We start from the raw sequence: 18335 nt of genomic DNA, 5'->3' as shown, positions 1-18335 counted from the left end.
AACGTGTAGATGATTGAGTTATGTTAGACTGTCCCCAAATCTTTTGATTAAAATCACCGATCTTTACAAGAGATCAGATCAATTATTTTGAGTCAAACTCGTATGCCCAATCCTACAGATTTTCAAAGCAGCGCATTAGCAACCTTGCGTATTGAGCAACAAGCCTTAGACGTGTTAGCCACACAAATTAATGACAGTTTTAATCAGGCTTGTGAAATATTGTTACAGTGTAAAGGCCGTGTTGTGATTACTGGCATGGGTAAGTCAGGGCATATTGGCCGTAAAATGGCTGCGACTTTTGCCTCAACTGGTACACCATCTTTCTTTATGCATCCGGGCGAAGCTGGACATGGCGATTTGGGTATGCTGGTTCGCGGCGACGTTTTAATTGCGATTTCCAACTCTGGAAAAAGTGATGAAATCATGATGTTGATGCCACTCATCAAACATCTGGGTGTACCTCTTATTACCATTAGCCGTACTGATCAAGGCCCAATGCCGCAAAACGCTGACATCGCTTTAACTTTAGGTGAGTCTGACGAAGCGTGCCCATTAGGTTTGGCGCCTACGTCGAGTACGACAGCGACTTTAGTATTGGGCGATGCGTTGGCTGTTGCTTTACTTGAAGCGCGTGGCTTTACTGCAGATGATTTTGCTCGTTCGCATCCTGCTGGAGCGTTGGGTAAGCGTTTACTTTTACATGTAAAACACCTGATGCACACTGGCGATGAATTGCCAAAAGTTTCGCCAGACACGCCAATGAATCAAGTGCTTTACGAAATTTCTAATAAGCGTTTAGGCTTGACGACCATTGTTGATGAACAAGAACATTTGCTTGGTATTTTTACCGACGGCGACTTGCGTCGTTTAATTGATAGACAGCAAGGTTTCGATGTGAATTTACCTGTTTCTGAAGTAATGACAAAAAAACCGTCAACTATTTCTCAAGAAGCACGTGCGGTAGAGGCTCTACAACAGCTTAATCTGAAAAAAATTAGTCAATTTGTTGTGGTTGATGACCAAAATAAAGTGATTGGTGTAATTAGTATGCATGACCTTATTCAGGCAGGGGTAAATTAATCAATGGCATCTTATGCATTGTTAGAACAAGCACGTCATTTACAGGCATTGGTTTTGGATGTCGATGGTATTTTGAGTGATGGTTTTGTAACTTTAACCAATAGTGGCGATGAGATTAAATCATTCGATATCCGTGATGGTTTAGGCATGAAACTTGTGCAGCAAGCAGGCATGAAAGTCATCATTATTACTGGCCGAAAAAGTAATATTGTTGAAAAACGTATGTCTGATTTAGGCGTAGATCTTGTTTTTCAAGGTCGCGAAGATAAAGGTTTAGCGCTACGCGAAGCTTGTGCACAGTTTAATATTTTGCCTTCCGATTGCTTGTATATGGGCGATGACTGGCCTGATTTATCTGCTTTTGCAATCGCAGGAATGAGTGTCACTGTACCAAATGGTCATGAAGAAGTGCGTCGTCGTGCGCATTTGGTTACCCAGTCGATGGGTGGACGTGGTGCTGTACGTGAAGTCTGTGATATGTTGCTGATCGCAAAAGGCATTTACCAAGAACTTCTTGAAAAATATCTTGCAGTACCGCATTAATAATAAGATTACTTAAAAAGGTAGGCTATTCCTGCTCATGGATACCAGAGTTTTATCTATTGTTGCTGTAGTTATTGCTGCTATAAGTGGTGGTTATTACTACTATAGTGGCAAGGCAAAAAAACTAGACATTGGTTCTGCGAAGAATATGACATATTCGGCGCAGGGCGTCCATTTGACTCAAACTGATGATCAAGGCAATTTGTATATTCGTGCTGAAGTTCGTCAGCTTGAACAGGATATGCAACAAAAAACATCAAAGTTGGATCAACTTAATGCTTCTATGTATAAAGATGGCAAAGTTGATGCGACGTTCTTTGCGAAGCAAGCAAATGGCTATGATGATAACCGTAAAGTTGTATTATCGGGTGATGTGGTCGCAACTAAACTTGCTCCACAAGGGAAAATTGAATTCCAGACCGATGAATTAACTGGATATCCAAAAACCAGAGAGATTGAAACGGATCATCAAGTGATTGTTCAATCTCCACAGGCCGATTTTGTCAGCAAAGGATTAAAAGCCAATTTGAATAACGGTCAGTACGAATTTTTTAATATTCGAGGAAAGTATGCACCAAAGTCTTAATTTAAAACGTTCTTCAGCTTTCCTAAAACAAGCTGCGGTCATTACATTCGTTGCTTTATCATCAGCTTCGACTTTTGCGTTGCCGTCTGACCGTAATCAACAAATTTCACTTGTAGCAGATCGCGCGACCTATAACGAGAAAACCGGTTTAACGACTTATACTGGTAATGTCGTGATCGAGCAAGGCACGATGAAGCTTCAAGCAGATTCAATTGTTGCTACGCTAAACTCGAAGCGTGAAATTCAAACCATTACTGCTAAAGGCCGACCGTCTAAATTCCAGCAACAAATCAGTGCTGACAAAGGCGTTGCACGAGGCGAGGGCCAAACCATTGTCTATAATGCAGATACGGGCATTATTACTTTGAATGGTGGTGCATATTTATATCAAGATGGTTCTAGTATTCGTGGTAACTCATTGAAATATAGTATGAATAAAGGTGATGTTGAAGCTCAAGGTTCATCGTCAAATCGTGTTCAAATTATTATTCCACCATCAAGTTCAAAAAGCTTTCCAGGAGCGCGTGACTAATGCAACAAGCTCTTCAACAACCCCAAACTTTGTGTATTAAGCACTTAGCAAAAAACTATAGTAAGCGTTGGGTCGTCAAAGACGTATCTTTTAGTATGCAAAGTGGACAGATTGTTGGTTTGCTTGGCCCTAACGGTGCAGGAAAAACAACAAGCTTCTATATGGTTGTAGGGCTAGTGCGTATGGACAAAGGTGAAATTCACCTTGATGATCTTGATATGTCTGATTTGGCAATGCATGAACGGGCACGTAAAGGAATCGGATATCTTCCGCAAGAAGCTTCTATTTTTAGAAAGCTGACCATTGCTGAAAATATCATGTCTATTTTAGAAACACGCAAAGACTTAAATAAGCAACAGCGCCAGCAACGCCTTACTGAATTATTAAATGATTTTAAAATCAGTCATATTAAAGATTCGCTAGGGATGAGTGTGTCGGGTGGTGAACGCCGTCGTGCTGAAATTGCTCGTGCTTTGGCTGCCGATCCTAAATTTATGTTACTTGATGAACCATTTGCCGGCGTTGACCCAATCTCGGTTGGAGATATTAAAGATATTATCCAGACCTTAAAAGATCGTGGTATCGGCGTGCTCATTACTGACCATAATGTACGTGAAACGCTAGCAATTTGTGAGCGTGCATATATTGTGAGTGAAGGGGCTGTAATTGCAGAAGGTACACCACAAGAAATTCTGGATAACGAACAAGTACGTAAAGTCTACTTAGGTGACGATTTTACAGTTTAAATAAAACGGTTAATCTATTTGTCTAAAAAGAGGTCAATGCCTCTTTTTAGTTTTTTTATATTTATGCTTTAAAAACAACAAATTAATGCATTCACTTAGTAAAAATATAATGTGTGAATTATTCGAGCAATTATGCTTCTTTATGCAAAAAACTATGTAGAATGTAAAAGCTTTTAAACGATAACAAACAAGATCAACAAGACAAGCATGATTGGATATAACCAGAGAAAAGTAAAAAGGACATGTAAAAAGCCGGCTTTCCTGAAAGGGTTGATGCTTTTAACTTCATTGCATGTACCGATGGTGATATATGCTGCTAAACCAAGTGAGCAATATCACACCCTGAAAGACAACTTATCGCAACTTTTTGCCCCTAAAAGTAGTGATGAATTTAAAGTTGCCAAGATGCAAGAGCTGAGTAATTTTAAGTTAGATCGTTCTAGAGTGCAGGAGTTTCCGACTGTTCAACTCAATGATAGAGCAGCTTCATCTTATTCAAATCTGCCATCAAGGAAAATGACTCTGCAGGAAGCGGTGAGAATCGCCATCCAGCGTAACCCCGATATTTCCCAAGCCATTTCAACCTTAGCTGGCCAAAATGCTGGTATTGATGTTGCAAAGGCGGGTTATTATCCTCAAATTTCAGGTGGTATCACCACAGGTGATTTGAGTAGTGGTGAACGTGGTCGACAGTTATTGACTCTAAACGCCACTCAAATGCTTTATGATTTTGGCAAAGTCAAATCAGGTGTGTCGGTCGAGAAGGCCAAACTCCAAGTCGAGCAGGCGAATGTATTGGTCAGCATTGATGACATTGCACTTGATGTTGCACAGTCGATTATCAATATTCAGCGCTACCTTCAATTAAATAAAATTGCCGAACAGCAAATTGCAGGTATTCAGCGAATTCAGGAAATCGCTAATTTACGTGCAAACGCAGGTATTAGTAGTCAGGCTGACCCGATTCAGGCCCAGTCTTATTTACAAGCTGCCCAGTCTGGTTTGATTGCACAGCAATCATTGTTACGTCAGTACCAACAGCATTTAAGAACATTGCTAGGTGCAGATGTCTCACGAACAGGTTGGATTATTTCAGATGATTTGGTGAAGCAGTCTGATTTATATGGCGAGCCTGAGTTCAATACCATTCCAAAAATGATTGCTGCTCAAGCAGGCATTGAAGTTGCCAAGGCACAAAAGGAACAGACTCGTTTAACACGTTATCCAACTTTGGCAGTAAAAGGCTCGTTAAGTCAGGCCATTAATGGAAGAAACCCAAACAATGATAAAGATGACGGCCTATATAGTTCTGTCATGCTTGAAGCAAGTAGTCAATTTTATCAAGGTGGGGCAGTTTCTTCTCAGGTAAAAATGGCAAGTTATGCAGAAGAGGCTGCAAAGTCTAAAGTCAATTCTGTTTATATGGATGTTCTTGATCAAATTCGAACAAGTAGAGAACAAATCGAAAATAAACAACGCCAAATGTTGGTTTTAGCAAATCGCCAAGCCACTACGGTTCGTACTCGTGAACTTTATCAAGAGCAATACAAACTTGGTACACGTTCATTGGTCGATTTATTGAATGCAGAACAGGCGATTCATAGTGCCAATTCAGAACTAGAGTCGGCACGTTATGACATCTATAACAGTATTGTTCAGTACATTTCGGCAACAGGACGTTCCCGCCAAGCTTATGACTTAAATAATATTTCAATTCAGGGGTTCGAAGTACAACCATGATGACAAAAATAAACTACCAGCCCTGGTTACAGGCGGTCTTAACGATTGCTAAACATTACCGAATTGAGCCTTCAGAAGAAAGAATCCGTTTACAACTGGACTGGAACCAAAATCAAAACCTTGATGATGTTTTACAGCTCATTACACGTCAGGTTGGTCTAAATTTACGTAAAGTACCTTTTTCTTTAGAGGTGCTGAACCCGTGGCGCCTACCTGTTATGGTCGAGTTTAATGACGGACAGGTCGGTGTTATCGATAAAGCAGATACACAAGGAAATGTCAGTATCCAGTTAAGTGGAGATCATGGCCTTTCTCAAAATTTAAGCTTAGATGTCTTAAAAACGACAATTAAAAATGTCTATATTTTGCGTCCTGAAAGCTCTATTCCCGATGCACGTATTGATGAATATATCAAACCGTATGAAGCAAGCTGGTTTTGGTCAATTGTTCTAAGAGACTGGAAGCGCTACGTTGATATTATGTTTGCCTCACTCATTGCCAATATTTTGGCATTGGCAACCATTATTTTCTCAATGCAAGTCTATGACCGCGTTGTTCCATCCCAGTCAGTTCCAACGTTATGGGTTCTGGCGGGCGGTGTACTCATCGCTGCACTTTTTGAGTTTACCTTACGTATATCACGGGTGTATTTATCCGATATTATTGGTAAACGTGCGGACTTACGGGTTTCTGACCGTGTATTTGGTCATGCCCTAAGAATCAAAAATAAAGACCGTTCAAAGTCTACAGGTAGTTTTATTTCTCAGATTCGTGAACTCGAAGGGGTTCGTGAACTGGTGACCTCTACCACGATTAGTGCAATTGCAGATTTTCCATTCTTTTTCTTATTCCTGACCATCTTTGCCATTATTGGTGGAAAGTTGTTTTGGGTAATGTTGCTTATTGTACCGCTTATGATTTTGCCGGGTATTTTGGTGCAAAAGAAGCTAGCGCAACTCGCACAAGAGGGCATGAGAGAATCTTCTATTCGTAACGCTATTCTTGTTGAAGCGGTGCAAGGTATTGAAGATATCAAGTTATTACGTGCTGAATCGCGTTTCCAGAACCAATGGAACCACATGAATGAAGTTTCAGCCGATATCGGTATGAGACAGCGTAAAATTGTTGGTACTTTAATGGCATGGACTCAAATGCTTCAGGGTCTGACCTATGCAATTGTGGTTTTAGTGGGATGTTTTGCTGTAATGGATGGTGAAATGACCACAGGTGCGTTAGTGGCTTGTTCAATTTTATCTTCACGAATGTTAGGGCCGATTGCACAAATTACAGGTGTTTTAGGACGTATACAGCAGGCGAAAGTTGCAAAACAAAGTCTTGATGAACTCATGCAGCGTCCGATCGATCAGGCTGACCGTTCGCATCTAGTACACAAGGCTGCTTTAAATGGCGACTATGAACTAAAAAATATCTTGTTCCAATATGGAGAAGAAGACCCGAAACCAAGTTTGGCAATCCGTCATTTAAAAATTCGTGCTGGTGAAAAAATTGCAATTTTAGGGCGAAATGGTGCCGGTAAATCGACATTGCTTCAGCTTCTTTCCGGCATGCAGGTTCCGACTCAAGGTGCCGTGCATTTAGATGGTCTGGATTTGTCTTTAATTGACCCATCTGATGTGCGTCGTGATATGGGTTTACTCAACCAGAATGCGAATATTTTCTACGGTACGATTCGTGAAAACCTGACTTTGGGTGCACCGCTTGCAACTGATGAAGATATTCTTCGAGCTTTAGTCGTGACGGGTGCATTACCTTTTGTACAAGAGAAAAAAGAAGGGCTAGATCACCTGATTTTAGAAGGTGGTGTTGGTTTCTCAGGTGGACAGAAACAAGCATTGTTATTGGCCCGTTTATTGATTCGTCAACCCAACATTCTATTGCTTGATGAACCAACAGCATCCATTGACGATGTAGCCGAGAAACAACTGATTGATCATTTAAAAGGATGGCTGGCACATCGTACCTTGGTTGTCGCGACACACCGCCGGGCTGTTTTAGAGCTGGTGGACCGTATTATTGTCGTTAACGAAGGCAAAATCGTGATGGATGGTCCAAGAGATCAGGTACTTAATCAATCAACAGCCCAACAAAAACAAGTGCAAGGGGGTAATTCATGAGCGAACAACAACAAGAACAAGAACTCACCCGTTCAATGAATGTCTCTTATAGTGAACCACCATTACCACGTGCCAGTTTAGTGATCTGGATTGTAGGTATTGGTTTAGTTATTTTCTTTATCTGGGCTTGGGTATTTAAACTTGAAGAAGTTTCTACGGGTACGGGTAAAGTCATTCCATCCTCTAAAGAGCAGGTCATCCAGTCTTTAGAAGGCGGTATTCTAACTAAGCTGAATGTACAAGAAGGCGATATTGTTCAAAAAGGTCAAATTCTTGCGCAATTAGATCCAACTCGTTTTGCATCTAATGTCGGTGAATCTAGATCTTTACTGATTTCTGCTCAGGCTACAGCAGCGCGTTTGCGTGCGGAAGTAAATGGTACACCATTGGTTTTTCCTGAAATTGTGATGAAAGAACCAAAACTTGTGCATGAAGAAACAGCACTATATCGCTCACGTCGAGCTGATCTTGAACAAACACTTGCGGGTTTAAAACAGGCTTTGCAATTGGTACAACAAGAACTGGCTATGACGGAGCCGTTAGTAGCTAAAGGTGCGGCAAGTGAGGTTGAAGTTTTACGTTTACGTCGTGAAGCAAATGACCTTAGAAACAAAATGAATGATGCGCAGAATCAGTATTTTGTTAAGGCTCGTGAAGAGTTATCTAAAGCCAATACTGATAGTGAAACGCAACAACAAATCGTACTTGGTCGTAGTGACAGCTTAGATCGTGCAGTGTTTAAAGCGCCCGTACGTGGTGTCGTAAAAGAAATTGCGGTCACTACCCATGGTGGTGTTATTCCACAAAACGGTAAATTGATGACCATTGTACCGATTGATGAACAGTTACTCATTGAAGCGCGTATTTTACCGCGTGATATTGCGTTTATTCGTCCAGGACAAGAAGCACTGGTTAAGATTACTGCCTATGACTACTCAATTTATGGTGGTTTAAAAGGTAAGGTTACGGTTATTTCGCCAGATACGATTCGTGATGAAGTTAAACAAGACCAATTCTATTATCGTGTTTATATCAGAACTGATTCCGACAAGCTCTACAATAAAGAAGGTAAAGCATTCGGTATTACGCCAGGTATGGTGGCAACAGTAGATATTCGTACTGGTCAAAAAACAGTGCTCGATTACTTACTTAAACCATTTAATAAAGCCAAAGAAGCGTTACGAGAAAGATAATAAAAAAAGCCCCGAGATTCGGGGCTTTTTTTATGGGTTTGATTCTATTAAATTCACGTTATAATTTGATTTTTATTATGCTTTATTTAATTCATGGCTTTTACGATTGCATCACCCATTACATTTGAAGAAGAAATTAAAAAAAGTAGATTTCAGGCTATTGCAGCACCCGTAGAAAATGAACAGCAAGTTAAAGAATTTTTAGAACAAAACAAAGATATTTCGACAACTCACCAATGTTGGGCATGGAAAATAGGTCATAACGTACGGTTTAACGATGATGGTGAACCTTCAGGAACAGCAGGACGTCCAATCTTGGCAACCATTGAAGGAAATGACCTGACGAATATTATTGTGATGGTCAACCGTTGGTATGGTGGAATAAAACTAGGAACTGGCGGCCTTGTACGAGCTTATGGTGGCTGTGCTGGGCAATGTTTACTATTGGCTGAGCGTATAGAACTCATTGCCAAGAAAACGATTTATTTTTCCTGTCACTTTAATGAGTGGGCCATATTTCAATATGAGCTTACTCAACAGCAGATTGAATATCAGGAAACCTATACTGCAACAGGTGTAGATATTGAAGCAAGGCTACAAATACATCAAATTGAACCGCTTGCTTTAAAACTCAGAGATGTGACCCGTGGTCGTGAAGAATTAAAAATTGAAGAGGAATTAACTGATGACTGATTCCTTACTCAAATATCGTGAGCAACATAAACACCGCTTAAACTATATGCCATGGTTATATTGGACTTTAAAACCTAAACATCGTGCTTGGGCCGAAGAATGGCAAAAAGAATATCAAGCTTATTTGATGGCCATGGAAACTGTTGAGATTGGTGAAAACTGTTTTATTTCACCGTTAGCTCATATTTTTGCCGAGCCGGGCCGCAAAATTATTATTGGTGATAATTGTTTTATTGCAGCAGATTGCAGTTTGCATGGACCACTTGAAATTGGCAATGAGGTCGCGATAAATCATCATTGTATTTTAGATGGAGGAAGAGCTGGCATAAAGTTGCATGACCAAGTCCGTATTGCGGCATATTGCCATTTATATGCATTTGACCACGGCATGCAGTTAGACCGTCCACTTTACCAGCAACCTGTCACTTCCAAAGGAATTGAAATTGAACAAGACGTTTGGTTAGGTGCGCATGTGGGCATTAAGGATGGTATTAAAATCGGCAAACACGCTGTGGTCGGGATGAATAGTATGGTGACAAAAAATGTTGAGCCGTACCATATTGTGGGTGGGAACCCCGCAAAATTTATTCGTTTAAGGGAATAATGCAGTCTTAAGAATGTAATAAAATGTTTGATCTTTAAACAAAAAAGTGGGTTTTTATACATAAACCTTAACATACGAATTTTTATCTATGTTAAGTTAAAGCTAAGTTTTAATAATAATCTCCAAGGCAATAGACCTGAAGAAGAGAGGCTAACATGAACCGTGTTATTGCGTGTATTGACTCATCACCGTGTATTAATGCTATTGCCGATGCAGCAGCATGGGTTGCTAAAGCAACCGGACGGGAACTTGTATTATTACAAATTCTAGATTATTACCCAGCTAGTTATCATCTTGGTGAAATTAGCGGAGTAATTGGCTTTGAAAGCAATGCAATGCTGCTAAAAGAGTTAGCTGAGCTGGAACAAAAACAAAGTGAACTCGCTTTAGACTATAGCAATAATTTACTCCGTCACATTTCTGATCTTATTCAAGAAAAACACGGAATTACGAGTTCGAAAATTCAAGAAAAAGGTGATTTCTTAGAGCAAAGTTTTAATCTCTTGCATGAAAATGACATTGTCATTTTAGGTCGAGTCGGGGAAAGAGCTGCCGAAAAACATAAACCGATTGGTAGTAATGTTGAAAACTTTATTCGTGGAGCCAACTGTACAGTTTTAACCATTGGTGAAAACTTTAAAGTGCCAACACGATTTATCTTTGCTTATGAATATTCTCCAACTTGTCAAAAAATGATGCGCCGTATTGCGCAAAGTGATTTATTGCGAACACTACAATGTCATTTGGTTTATGTTGGTGATCATCCAGAAATATTAAATGAACCTGAGCATTACCTTAAACAAGCGGGTCTCGATGTAGTCACCGTTTACCGTTATGGTGATGTTGCACAAAATATTCTAGAGTACCAACAAGAACATGGTATTCAAATTATTGTGCTAGGGGCATTTAGTCATAGCAAGATCCATCAATTCTTCTTGGGTAGCATTGCAACTACCATATTCCGAAACGCGACTGTACCATTGCTTGTGGCTAAATAATAAGATTTCCATATAGTTATCCGCAAATCTTGTGGATAACTATATGGAAAAGCAACAGTAATAAAAGTAATTTATTGATTATAAATAAAAAAATAAAAAAGACGATTTTTTAACCGTTATTTCACAATTGCAATTGCGAACCCATCATGGCCTTTTGAACCTACCGTTTGTAATGCTGTGCAAGACAATATTTGCGGGTGGTTTTCGAGGGCTTTAAACATTTCACGAATGCCTTCAATACTCGGTTTTTTATTCTCAGGATTTAAAATATCGCCTGCACGAATTACATTATCAAGCACGATAATGGTGCCGGATCTTGAGAATTTCAGGCTCAATTCTAAATATTCAGGATATCCCTGTTTATCAGCATCAATGAAAATAAAATCAAAAGGCTCGATAGATTGAGGTTCGATCGCAGAAAGAATATCTGCGGCGCGGCCAGCTTTAAGTTCAACTTTTACAGGAAGATTAGCATGGTCGATATTTTTTTGTGCCATTTCTGCGTGAGTAGCACGGCCTTCGATTGTCAGTAAATAACCATCTTCAGGTAACGCACGACCTAACCAAATTGTACTGTATGCAGCAAAGGTTCCAATCTCTAAGACTCGTTTGCATTTATTCATTTGAATAAGCATCTGCAAGAACATACCTTGGTTAGGCGCCACTGCAAGATGATTCGAAAAGCCGTGTTCATCGGTATTTTTTAATGCATAGTCGAGTCGCGGGTCTTCGGGAATTAAATGTGAATCGATATATTCGTCAATGTCTGTCCACATCTGCTGCATAATCAAATTTACCTATATGTTGATCGGGCTATTTTAAACGTTTATGCATAGAGTGCAAAAATCTTCGTTTGAAGAAATTTTGGTTGATTGGGAAATGAGCAATAAAAAAACTCCTTTCGATTGAAAGGAGTTTTTTAAATTAGAAATTACACATCGAACTGCTTCGAGTGAGGTCAGGTCCCCAAGTACGATAGCCTTGAGTGTCGATATGAATCTGGCCTGAGCTGTATAGACCAATACCCATATTTAAGCTTTGGCCATGCTGAGCCCAGAACTGACAAAGTTTAAACTTGGTATTTTCGATAAAAGCATAATCTTGAGCTTGTGGGAACTCAGGACCAATCCGGAAATCAATTGCAGAGTTAAATAAATGTTTAGAAGAGCTTGCGCCGCCAGCACATTCATTTAAAGGCAAATCTCGGTAAACCGAGGTGACTTCAAAGTCGGTTAAAACTTTTGCTGCAACTAAATATTTAAATACGCGTAGGGTCGATAAAGAATTTCCCCATAGTTCGCGATTAGGCACGGCATATTCGGAACGTCCACATTTTTGCCAATCACGTGCTGAACGTAATAGCTCAAAACTTGGCACAATGCCTGCGACGTTGTTTCGAGTTAAGAATTTTTCATATTCACGAACACGTTCGTAATTTTCACCAGAACTTAACCAGTTCCGATAAGATGCAGGCTCAACTTTAGGGCGAATCGGGCGCTCGATAATAACGCGCTCTTGTGGAATAAAGATTCGTTTACCACTTGGAGAGGTTTTGCCTGTTGTTGTGTGTTGGGGAGAGCTGACACAACCTACCATAATCGCTGGGATTATGCATAAGGGCATCATACTCTGCAAAAACTTCCGCATAAGAAAAATTAAGCACTTATAAATATTGCGGCTATTTTAATGCAAAACAGTGCACAAATTACGAGGAATTTGCAATGAAATGTTTGAATAGGGTATAAAAAAGATCAGCGGTTGCTGATCTTTTTTGAAATTACTTTTCAAGATACTGTAATTTATCAGGTTTGCCGTTCCATTCTTCACGATCAGCTGGTTGGTCACCAATTTGAGTAATGTTAGGCCATTTTTGAGAAAGGTCAGCATTTAATTCAATAAATACTTCTTGGCCTTCTGGTAACTCATCTTCAGAGAAAATTGCATTCGCTGGGCACTCTGGTTCACATAATGCACAGTCAATACATTCATCCGGATTAATCACTAGGAAATTCGGACCTTCGTAAAAACAGTCTACAGGACAAACTTCTACGCAATCTTGGTATTTACATTTAATACAATTTTCAGTGACAACAAAGGTCATGGCGACAGCTACCTAAAAAATATGGTTTCATTTCGAATAGCTTATTTTAGGCAAAAAAGGGGTAAACAAACAATTGCTTTTATTGATATTCTTTATTCATGCATATGAAGATAAGTTAATACGTTGATAATCAAACAGATCTTCCGCCCTTAAGAGTGGTTAATCTATAAAATTAAAATAATAATATGTATTATAAAACAATAGCTTAAAAAATATTTTCTTTAAATGTTCAGATGTCATTTAAGTCAAGGCATCTATTTTATGAAATGCCTTAACTTCTCATTTTTTCTTTTACAAATTTTGATTTTCTGCTGTTTTTAGTGAATGGCCCCTAAATTTTTAGCATTAAAGCATACACAGTAAGTGGATATCTTCGGGTTCGAGCTGCCAAAGTTGTTGATCTGGGGCAGTTAACGGTCGGGCGCCATGCTTCATATAGAAATCTACAGTGCGACGACTTGGGGTTGCTGAAATATAGAGTTGATTTGCACCGAGTTGCGTGGTTGACTCTTTTGCGGCTTGCATCAGTTTAGCGCCAATGCCTTGACCTTGCTGGTCTGCATCGACATAGAAATAGTGGAGTAATTTAGCGTGAGGATAATCTGCTATATGTTGATTTGAGACCACACTCACGCCAACCATTTTTTCAGAAGCATTAAATGCACCGACAAATATGGAACCTTGGTCATAGAGTTTTTTGAGCTTAGGCGGGTCATTTTCTAGATGATATGAGTCCCAATGCTTAACATCAAAAAAACAATCTATTAATTCTAAGTGTTGTTGGTTTTGAATATACATTTGAGTAATTAATTCACGGCGGCTAATTTGCTGCCAAATAAGATCAATTTCTGAACGTTGTAAAGATCTTAAAATCATATAAATATTATTCTCCGATATGAATAAGCAGACCTAAGCCTGCTTATTCGGAAGTGCTTTATCAAGATTTGAGGGCAGCTTTTAGCTCGTAGAGTTGTTCAAGTGCCTGACGAGGCGATAAGTTATCAACTTCAATTTGCTTAAGTAAATCTAGAGCAGGGGATGAAACTTCGATCTCGACCACTTTCTCTATGATTTGTGAACCCACGTTTGCATCTGGTGGAGCAAACAAATCATTTTGAAAGCTGGTTTGTAGATGTTGCTGCTGCTGTTTCTCTAAAATACGTAAACGCTTTTGGGCTTCTTTAATGACATTGGCAGGAATCCCCGCTAATTTTGCCACCTGTAAACCATGACTCTGACTTGCAGGGCCTTGCTGAACCTTATGCAATAAAATCAAATTGCCATTAAGCTCTTGCGCTGTAACGTGATAGTTATCAATTCCTGCTTCGCTACCAAGTTCAGTTAATTCGAAATAATGAGTAGCAAATAGACATAAACATTTTACGCGCTTTGTTAAATCAACCACGCAAGCCCACGCTAAAGACAACCCGTCATAGGTACTGGTTCCGCGGCCCACCTCATCCATTAAAACAAGCGATTGATTGGTGGCATGGTGCAGAATCTGTGAAGTTTCTGTCATCTCAACCATAAAGGTCGATTTACCTGTAGATAAATCGTCGGCTGAGCCAATACGGGTAAAAATTCGGTCAATTGGACCGAGTTTGGCTGCTTTGGCCGGAACATAGCTACCGCAATAAGCAAGTAAACTGATTAATGCTGTTTGGCGCATGAAGGTTGATTTACCGCCCATGTTCGGTCCGGTAATAATCGCCATGCGGTGTTGGGCATCAAGGAAAGTATCGTTTGGTGTAAATGGAGCTTTATTTAATGCTTCAACCACAGGGTGACGACCTGCCTGAATTTTAATGCCCGTTTCAGGCGTAAATTCAGGACGTGCCCAATTATTTAAACGCGCCTGATGAGCAAAGTTTGCAACCACATCAATTTGAGCAATTGCTGAACTCATCATTTGTAGGTGAGCAATATTTTCACGAAGATTTTCAAGTAAAGCTTCGAATAGCGCTTTTTCTCGAGCTAATGCGCGTGACTCACTCGACAGGACTTTATCTTCAAAACTTTTTAGTTCAGGGGTAATGTAGCGTTCAGCATTCTTTAAAGTCTGGCGACGGATATAGTCGGCTGGCGCTTGTTCTGCTTGAGCACGCGTCAGTTCAATGTAGTAACCACTTACACGGTTATAACCGATTTTAAGGGTATTAATGCCAGTACGTTCACGCTCTTTAATTTCTAAATCAATTAAGAACTGGCCTGCATGGTCCCGAATTTGGCGTAATTCATCGAGGTCAGCATCATAACCTTCTGCAATTACATTGCCATCACGAAGTAATACCGGTGGATTTTCAACAATGGCTGCCATTAAGTGTTGATGAAGCGCTTTAAAATCGCCAAGTTCTTGATCAAGCTGAACTAATAGTTTAGATTTTTTTGCTTGAATGACAGGTGTTAACGCCGTTCTTAAAGCTGGAATTTGTGCACATGCATGACGAAGCTGCACTAAATCACGTGGTCGCGCACTGCCTAGTGCAACGCGGCTAAGCACACGTTCAATATCACCAATTTCTTTAAGCACTAAACGGACTGGACTTTCGTGATATCCCTGAATGAGTTGCTCAATGGCATCTAAACGAGCATCGAGCAATGCCGTATCACGTACAGGTTGCATCAGTGTGCGGCTGAGTAAACGGCCACCCATTGCAGTTTGGCAGTCGTTGACCAGTTGGAATAATGAGGTGCCATGTTCAAATAACGGCTCGATAATTTCTAGATTACGGCGCGTGATTGGGTCAAGTGCAATAAAGTCTGTACTTTGTTCAAGTTGAATTGAACGAATATGCGGTAATGCAGTTTTTTGCGTTTCTTTTGCATAATGAATAAGTGCAGCGGCCGCAGCTTTAGCTAAAGGCAATGGGTCTAAACCAAAGCCTGAAAGTGTTGATACCGTAAACTGATCACATAACGTCTTTTGTGCATTATTTAGATTGAAGTCTACATTTGGACGTTTAGTCACAGGACAATCTAAGTGCTTTTTAATTTGTTCGATAATATGGGTGTCGACTAAGTCTTCGTCAATTAAGATTTCACTCGGCATTAAACGCGCAAGTTCAATAGGCAATTGCTCTGGCTTGTAATCTTGCTGTTGGACTTTAAAAATGCCTGCACTCAAGTCGAGTAAAGCAAAACCAATCTGGTTTTGATGAATGCATAAAGAAACGAGATTAGATGATTGATAACTGCTGAGTAATGCATCATCAGTTAATGTACCAGGTGTTAGAATACGAACAACTTTACGTTCAACCGGACCTTTACCTGTCACTTCTCCGACTTGTTCGCAAATCGCAACAGTGCGCCCAGCTTTAACAAGACGGGCAAGATAACCTTCTGCCGAGTGATAGGGAACACCTGCCATTGGAATAGGTCGGCCACTGGCTTTACCACGATGGGTTAAAGTAATGCCTAAAAGTTTGGCTGCTAAATGAGCATCTTCAAAGAAGAGTTCATAAAAGTCACCCATACGGTAGAACAGCAACGCATGTTGATAGTCCGTTTTAACTTTGAGATATTGCTGCATCATAGGTGTATGAGAAGATAAGTCAGCCATGATTTCAGCGCTATTCATGCGTATTAAACCCTTAAAAAATCAATAATATTTTACGTTTGGTCATCTAACCAATTTCAAGTCTTTTAAAAATGGATGTAATTCAAGAAAACAACACAACTGGATGAACTTTGAAAATTGGCATCCATAGTATAAAGCGAATTGGAGTCACTCCAGATGTGTAATGGTAACAAATTTAAGTTATTGAAAAAAAGAGTAGTGAAGCATCGAAATTGAGCTTGAATGCACCAAGACACCAGAAACAAAACGACTAGTAATTTATATAGAAGTCAAAAAAGAAAAGTTTAAATATTTAACTCAAAGTTTACTTTTACACGATCTAAAACAATTAAGGTTCGATAGGTTTTTACATCTTCATTATCAGCAAAATGTTTTCTAACTAAACTTTCAAAATGAGATAAGTTGTTGCTTAACATGATAATGATAAATGAGACGCCGCCATTCACAAAGTAACACTGTTGAATCTCATCCACCGAAGCAAAGTATTGCTTCGCTCTATCCATAACGACAGAGCGGTCTTCGCTAAGGCGGACTTCAATAATAGATGTAATTTTTTCGCCAAATTTAAGCGGATTTAAGATAGCGCAATTTTTTAAAATGATTTCCTTTTCTTCCATACGGGTGATACGTCTTTGAACGGAAGCAGAAGATAGGCCAATTTTTTCGGAAATTTCTCTGTGGGACGTTTTATTGTTTTTTTGCAGTATTCTTAAGATTGCATAATCAAAATTATCTAAAGAAATATCTGACATGAGTAAATCTCTCATTAAGTGTTGAATATAGAGTCATTTAATCGTTTTATTGAGGGAAATAGAAGAAATATATTGATTACATAGAATTAAAATTTCAATCATTCCCAGAGCGGTAAATATGATGATTGAGACAAACTCCAAGCAAGGCATGGCATTTGCAGCCGCATTTCTATCTTTAATTTCTGTGCAGATCGGTGCAGCGACAGCAAAAGTCCTTTTTCCCATTCTTACTGCTGAAGGAGTGACCTTAACTCGACTTGCTTTAGCGGCATGTTTCTTATGGATTGTTTATAAACCTTGGAGAGACTGGAATAAACAGACCAATTGGAAAAATCTAATTATTTATGGATTAATCCTCACTTTAATGAATACTTTAATTTATAAAGCATTTTCTTATATGTCTGTGGGAATCGCTATTTCCATTGAAGTGTTAGGGCCGCTTACGGTCGCTATTTTAATGTCTAAAAATAAATTAGATTATTTTTGGGGAGCATTATCTATGATTGGTTTGCTTCTTTTACCGATGGGCAATTCAAATCATAACTTTAGTTTTATTGGTATGACGTATGCGCTTGTGGCAGCCGTGGGTTGGGGGCTATATGTGATTTACGGCTCTAAAGTTGCACAAGGTGGTGGTAGCTCGGTTGCAACTGGAATGTTTCTAGCGGCTTTGTTTGCAACACCTTTAGGGGCATCTCACATTATCCATATTTTTGATAGTTATAAGATTCTTTTCATATGTTTACTCATGGCGATGCTAGCAAGTGCTATTCCATTTATATTAGATATGGTCGCTATGAAAAAGTTGCATCCACGCGTTTTTGGAATATTAGTGAGCGCATCACCAGCGGTAAGTGCTTTGGCCGGATGGCTGATTTTAGATGAACGATTAAATCATTTTCAGATCATTGGAATCACAATTATTATGGCATCGTGTGCAGGATGTTCTTATTTCTCCTATAAACGTAATACTGCATAAGACCATTCATTTATGATGACTTAGGTCTAAAAGCTGGATGAATCGATTTGAAGGGGGAGAGAAATAATAAATAAAA

The 18335-nt window shown here is 39.5% G+C and carries 18 protein-coding genes; 12 read left to right on the top strand and 6 right to left on the bottom strand.

Annotation, left to right across the window (positions count from 1 at the left end):
- The first annotated feature begins 102 nt into the window (after positions 1–102).
- The 11 genes from OD757_RS05750 (at position 103) to OD757_RS05695 (ending at position 10850) form a co-directional block, all read left to right on the top strand.
- Positions 103–1080 carry an SIS domain-containing protein gene (locus OD757_RS05750; RefSeq protein ID WP_263031167.1) on the top strand — a complete coding sequence of 326 codons (978 nt, stop codon included), beginning with the start codon at positions 103–105 and terminating at the stop codon, positions 1078–1080.
- 3 nt (positions 1081–1083) lie between these two features.
- Positions 1084–1623 carry a KdsC family phosphatase gene (locus OD757_RS05745; RefSeq protein ID WP_263031166.1) on the top strand — a complete coding sequence of 180 codons (540 nt, stop codon included), beginning with the start codon at positions 1084–1086 and terminating at the stop codon, positions 1621–1623.
- Between the two features lie 37 nt (positions 1624–1660).
- Positions 1661–2209: an LPS export ABC transporter periplasmic protein LptC gene (lptC, locus tag OD757_RS05740; RefSeq protein ID WP_009389091.1), complete on the top strand. Its 549-nt coding sequence runs from the start codon at positions 1661–1663 to the stop codon at positions 2207–2209.
- The gene (lptA, locus tag OD757_RS05735; protein ID WP_013198418.1) at positions 2193–2741 is read left to right on the top strand and encodes a lipopolysaccharide transport periplasmic protein LptA; all 549 of its coding nucleotides are present in this window, start codon (positions 2193–2195) and stop codon (positions 2739–2741) included. The genes lptC and lptA overlap by 17 nt, the downstream gene beginning before the upstream one ends.
- Positions 2741–3487: an LPS export ABC transporter ATP-binding protein gene (gene lptB, locus OD757_RS05730; RefSeq protein WP_009389082.1), complete on the top strand. Its 747-nt coding sequence runs from the start codon at positions 2741–2743 to the stop codon at positions 3485–3487. The genes lptA and lptB overlap by 1 nt, the downstream gene beginning before the upstream one ends.
- Before the next feature lie 273 nt (positions 3488–3760).
- Positions 3761–5227, top strand: a complete 1467-nt coding sequence (locus OD757_RS18285) for a TolC family protein (RefSeq protein WP_411267179.1) — start codon at positions 3761–3763, stop codon at positions 5225–5227.
- Positions 5224–7362 (top strand): type I secretion system permease/ATPase, encoded by a 2139-nt coding sequence (locus OD757_RS05715; protein ID WP_009389080.1) that lies wholly within the window; start codon positions 5224–5226, stop codon positions 7360–7362. Before OD757_RS18285 ends, OD757_RS05715 begins: the two co-directional genes overlap by 4 nt.
- Positions 7359–8555 carry an HlyD family efflux transporter periplasmic adaptor subunit gene (locus tag OD757_RS05710; protein WP_263031165.1) on the top strand — a complete coding sequence of 399 codons (1197 nt, stop codon included), beginning with the start codon at positions 7359–7361 and terminating at the stop codon, positions 8553–8555. Before OD757_RS05715 ends, OD757_RS05710 begins: the two co-directional genes overlap by 4 nt.
- Before the next feature lie 93 nt (positions 8556–8648).
- Positions 8649–9248 (top strand): IMPACT family protein, encoded by a 600-nt coding sequence (locus OD757_RS05705; RefSeq protein WP_009388838.1) that lies wholly within the window; start codon positions 8649–8651, stop codon positions 9246–9248.
- Positions 9241–9852, top strand: coding sequence for a chloramphenicol acetyltransferase CAT (locus OD757_RS05700; protein ID WP_009389010.1), 612 nt, complete (start codon positions 9241–9243; stop codon positions 9850–9852). The genes OD757_RS05705 and OD757_RS05700 overlap by 8 nt, the downstream gene beginning before the upstream one ends.
- Positions 9853–10007: 155 nt before the next feature.
- Positions 10008–10850 (top strand): universal stress protein, encoded by an 843-nt coding sequence (locus OD757_RS05695; RefSeq protein WP_002115820.1) that lies wholly within the window; start codon positions 10008–10010, stop codon positions 10848–10850.
- 116 nt (positions 10851–10966) lie between these two features.
- Here the strand turns inward: OD757_RS05695 and OD757_RS05690 are convergent, their stop codons facing one another.
- The 6 genes from OD757_RS05690 to OD757_RS05665 all read right to left on the bottom strand — a co-directional run bounded on the left by OD757_RS05690 (position 10967) and on the right by OD757_RS05665 (position 17280).
- Positions 10967–11635, bottom strand: coding sequence for an O-methyltransferase (locus OD757_RS05690; RefSeq protein WP_263031164.1), 669 nt, complete (start codon positions 11633–11635; stop codon positions 10967–10969).
- A 139-nt stretch (positions 11636–11774) separates the two neighbouring features.
- A complete protein-coding gene (locus OD757_RS05685) occupies positions 11775–12497 on the bottom strand; it encodes a D-Ala-D-Ala carboxypeptidase family metallohydrolase (protein WP_263031163.1) in 723 nt (240 codons plus the stop codon).
- Between the two features lie 130 nt (positions 12498–12627).
- On the bottom strand, positions 12628–12951 hold the full coding sequence (gene fdxA, locus OD757_RS05680) for a ferredoxin FdxA (protein WP_003650851.1): 324 nt from the start codon (positions 12949–12951) through the stop codon (positions 12628–12630).
- Between the two features lie 345 nt (positions 12952–13296).
- Positions 13297–13827, bottom strand: a complete 531-nt coding sequence (locus tag OD757_RS05675; RefSeq protein ID WP_263031162.1) for a GNAT family N-acetyltransferase — start codon at positions 13825–13827, stop codon at positions 13297–13299.
- A gap of 61 nt (positions 13828–13888) precedes the next feature.
- Positions 13889–16528: a DNA mismatch repair protein MutS gene (mutS, locus tag OD757_RS05670; protein ID WP_263031161.1), complete on the bottom strand. Its 2640-nt coding sequence runs from the start codon at positions 16526–16528 to the stop codon at positions 13889–13891.
- 284 nt (positions 16529–16812) lie between these two features.
- Positions 16813–17280, bottom strand: coding sequence for an Lrp/AsnC family transcriptional regulator (locus OD757_RS05665; protein WP_263031160.1), 468 nt, complete (start codon positions 17278–17280; stop codon positions 16813–16815).
- A 118-nt stretch (positions 17281–17398) separates the two neighbouring features.
- On the opposite strand from OD757_RS05665, the gene OD757_RS05660 reads away from it, so the two are divergent.
- Complete coding sequence (locus OD757_RS05660) at positions 17399–18259, top strand: EamA family transporter (RefSeq protein ID WP_263031159.1); 861 nt, start codon at positions 17399–17401, stop codon at positions 18257–18259.
- The last annotated feature ends 76 nt before the right edge of the window (positions 18260–18335 follow it).

It is taken from the genome of Acinetobacter sp. AYS6, from assembly GCF_025630795.1.
In the GTDB taxonomy this organism is placed as follows: Bacteria; Pseudomonadota; Gammaproteobacteria; order Pseudomonadales; family Moraxellaceae; genus Acinetobacter.
This window is presented reverse-complemented; position numbering and strand designations above follow the sequence as displayed.